Annotated in this window: 4 protein-coding genes; all 4 read right to left on the reverse strand. The window is 62.9% G+C overall.

The genetic code is table 11. The annotated features are described in order from the left end of the window. A partial coding sequence (gene pqqE, locus ACXRVY_RS21780; RefSeq protein ID WP_458238216.1) for a pyrroloquinoline quinone biosynthesis protein PqqE occupies positions 1 to 1,007 on the reverse strand: 1,007 nt, incomplete at its 3' end. After that, entirely contained in the window at positions 985 to 1,257 is a 273-nt protein-coding gene (gene pqqD / locus ACXRVY_RS21785; RefSeq protein ID WP_007972043.1) for a pyrroloquinoline quinone biosynthesis peptide chaperone PqqD, read from the reverse strand. The genes pqqD and pqqE, both read right to left, overlap by 23 nt. Beyond that, positions 1,254 to 2,006: a pyrroloquinoline-quinone synthase PqqC gene (gene pqqC / locus ACXRVY_RS21790; RefSeq protein ID WP_223461909.1), complete on the reverse strand. Its 753-nt coding sequence runs from the start codon at positions 2,004 to 2,006 to the stop codon at positions 1,254 to 1,256. The genes pqqD and pqqC overlap by 4 nt, the downstream gene beginning before the upstream one ends. A gap of 118 nt (positions 2,007 to 2,124) precedes the next feature. Further along, positions 2,125 to 3,039: a pyrroloquinoline quinone biosynthesis protein PqqB gene (gene pqqB, locus ACXRVY_RS21795; protein ID WP_457266183.1), complete on the reverse strand. Its 915-nt coding sequence runs from the start codon at positions 3,037 to 3,039 to the stop codon at positions 2,125 to 2,127. Positions 3,040 to 3,130: the final 91 nt, after the last annotated feature.

A 3,130-nucleotide genomic window follows, 5' to 3' on the forward strand; every position in this document is an offset into this window, starting at 1 on the left:
GCATTGGCGGCGTCGCCGGTCAGCATGAAAGCCTGGCAGCGACATCCTCCCAGATCCTTGTGCTTTTCATCGCATGAGCGACACGGCTCCTTCATCCAGTCATCGCCGCGAAAACGATTGAAGCCGAACGAGTCGTTCCAGATGTGCGAGAGGCTGTGCTCGCGCACATTGGGAAACTGTACGGGCAACTGCCGGGCGCTGTGACAAGGCAACGCCGTACCATCGGGGGTGATGTCGAGAAACAGGTTGGCCCAGCCGTTCATGCAGGTCTTGGGACGTTCCTCGTAGTAGTCCGGAGTGACAAAGATCAGCTTGCACGGGTGGCCCTGGGCTTCAAGGCGTTCGCGGTATTCGTTGGTGATGCGCTCGGCACGCTGCAATTGCTCGCGGGTGGGCAACAGGCCGACGCGGTTGAGTTCGGCCCAGCCATAGAACTGGCAGGTGGCCAATTCGACGAAGTCCGCTTCCAGCTCCAGGCACAGCTCGATGATCTGCGCGATCCGGTCGATATTGTGCCGATGGGTGACGAAGTTCAGCACCATCGGGTAGCCCTGGGCTTTCACCGCACGGGCCATGGCGAGTTTCTGCGCAAAGGCCTTGCGCGAGCCGGCGAGCATGTTGTTCACCGCCTCGTCGGCGGCCTGGAAGCTGATCTGGATATGGTCCAGCCCGGCCACCTTGAAGTCGCGCACCTTCTGCTCGGTCAGGCCGATGCCGGAGGTGATCAGGTTGGTGTAGTAGCCCATGTCCCGGGCGGCCTTGATCAGTTCGGCGAGGTCCTGGCGCACCAATGGCTCGCCGCCGGAAAACCCCAGTTGCGCGGCACCCATGTCCCGCGCTTCGCGGAATACACGAATCCATTCTTGCGTGCTCAGTTCCTCGCCGTGCCGGGCAAAGTCCAGCGGGTTGGAGCAATAGGGGCATTGCAGCGGACAGCGGTAGGTCAGCTCGGCGAGCAGCCACAATGGCGGTCCGGGCTGCGTCTCACTCGATCCAGAACTGCGCATGGGCCACCTCCAGAAACGCCAGCACGTCTTCGTCGATCCCCGGTACGCCGGGGAAATTCGCGCTCAATCGCTCAATGATCGCCGCCACGCTACGCTGGCCATCCACCAGGTCGAGAATCTGTCCGGCACTGGCGTTGAGCTTGATCATGCCTTCGGGGTACAGCAGCACGTGGCAGTCCTGACGGGGCTCCCATTGCAGGCGAAAACCGCGGCGCAAGGCCGGTGACTGCTGGCGATCGATCAGGCTCACAGGGCGATCCCCCGGTGCCAGACGTTATCGCCGGTGACCGTGTGATACGGCGGGCGCGCAAGCTCGTAGGCCATGCTCATGGCATCGAGCATGCTCCACAGCACGTCGAGCTTGAATTGCAGAATCTGCAGCATGCGTTGTTGCCCCTCGGCGGTCACGTAGTGTGCCAAGGTGATGCGCAAGCCATGCTCGACATCGCGCCGAGCCTGGCTCAGGCGCGTGCGGAAATAGTCGTAGCCGGCGACGTCGATCCACGGGTAATGGGTCGGCCAGGCGTCGAGTCGCGACTGATGGATCTGTGGCGCAAAGAGTTCGGTCAGCGAACTGCTGGCCGCTTCCTGCCAGCAGGCGCGACGGGCGAAATTGACGTAGGCGTCCACCGCAAAACGCACCCCGGGCAGCACCAGTTCCTGGGAGAGGATCTGCTCGCGATCCAGCCCCACTGCTTCGCCCAGGCGCAGCCAGGCTTCGATACCGCCCTCGCTGCCGGGGACGCCGTCGTGGTCGAGAATCCGTTGCAGCCATTCCCGGCGCACGTCGCGGTCCGGGCAGTTGGCGAGAATCGCGGCGTCCTTCAGCGGAATGTTGATCTGATAGTAAAAGCGATTGGCGACCCAGCCCTGGATCTGTTCGCGGCTGGCGCGGCCGGCGTACATGGCTTGGTGGAAGGGGTGGTGGATGTGGTAGTAGGCACCCTTGGCGCGCAGGGCGGATTCGAATTCTGTGGGGGACATGGGGGTGTCAGTCATTTTGTTCTCCGGAAATTTTTGCGGTGCCTGCGCTGGCCTCATCGCGAGCAGGCTCGCTCCTACATTGAATCGGCGGTGTCCCCTGTGGGAGCGAGCCTGCTCGCGATGGGGCCATCGGCTACAGCTCAATACTCATGCCGTCGTAAGCCACTTCAATCCCCCGCCGCTCCAGCAAGGCCCGCTCGGCCGAGTCTTCATCAAGGATCGGATTGGTGTTGTTGATATGGATCAGCACCTTGCGCTGGCGAGGGAAGTCTTCCAGCACTTCAAGCATGCCGCCGGGGCCGCTTTGTGGGAGGTGCCCCATGTCACTGCCCAGGCTCTGGCCGACTTCGCAGATACGCATCTCGTCGTCGCGCCACAGAGTGCCGTCCAGCAGCAGGCAATCGGCGCGCTGCATCCAGCCCAGCACTTCATCGTCGATTCGGCCAAGGCCCGGGGCATAGAACAGCGAGGCGCCGTTGCGCAGGTCTTCGATGAACAGGCCTATGGTGTCGCCCGGTTGCGGGTTGCCGCGATTGGGCGAATACGGCGGCGCGTTGCTCACCAGGGGAATCGCGCGAAATTGCAAATGCCCGCAGGCCGGGATGTTGAACGGCTGGTGATCGAGGCCGACCGGTTGCCAGTGCAATCCGCCGTTCCAGTGCTCCAGCATGTTGAACAACGGGAAACCACTGCTCAGGTCCTGGTGCACACGCTCGGTGCACCACACGTCATGCGGGCAACCTTCACGCAGGCTGAGCAAACCGGTGCAATGGTCGATCTGGCTGTCCAGCAGCACGATGCCGGCGATGGCGCTGTCACGCAGGCGCCGCACCGGTTGCAATGGCGCAAAACTCTCGAATTGCGCGCGAATGTCCGGTGACGCGTTACACAGCACCCACTCCACACCATCGTCACTCAGGGCAATCGACGACTGCGTACGGCGCTGTGCCCGCAGGCTGCCATTGCGCACACCGGCGCACTGGCGGCAGTTGCAGTTCCACTGCGGGAAACCACCGCCAGCGGCGGAACCGAGAACGCGGATGTGCATGGCGGATGCTCCAGAAGGCAGGCCCGGCCAACGCAGCGGCTGGCCGGGTGATCAATCAACGGTTGGCGAAATACATCGTCACTTCGAAGCC

The organism is Pseudomonas sp. P5_A2_2 (genome assembly GCF_054177685.1).